This window comes from Mesorhizobium sp. WSM4823 (genome assembly GCF_055811195.1).
On record NZ_JBVVQL010000063.1, the window covers coordinates 1 to 309 of the forward strand.

1 protein-coding gene is annotated in these 309 nt (G+C 60.5%); it reads right to left on the reverse strand.

Annotation, left to right across the window (positions count from 1 at the left end; all coding sequences use genetic code 11):
- Positions 1-47: 47 nt before the first annotated feature.
- Positions 48-309, reverse strand: a 262-nt coding sequence (gene tnpB, locus AC0L26_RS32025; RefSeq protein WP_473636088.1) for an IS66 family insertion sequence element accessory protein TnpB, incomplete at its 5' end; no start/stop codon positions are given.

Below are 309 nucleotides of genomic sequence, written 5' to 3' on the forward strand. Positions count from 1 at the left end.
AACGAGTCTGCTGACTCGCGGAAAATGGCGCAAACTCAAAGAAAAACTCAGCCCGCGCGCTGCGGTCGGAACGTGTGACGCGGGTTGCGCCAATCGATCCCGTCGAGCATGTAGGCAAGCTGCGCCGGTGATATGGAAACCGTGCCGTCCGCCGGCGACGGCCATAGAAACCGGCCCTTCTCGAGCCGTTTTGCATACAGCGACATGCCGAGCCCATCATGCCAGATAATCTTGATCAGGTTGCCGCTGCGGCCGCGGAAGACATAAAGATCGCCGGCATGCGGATCCCGGCCCAACGTCTCCTGAACC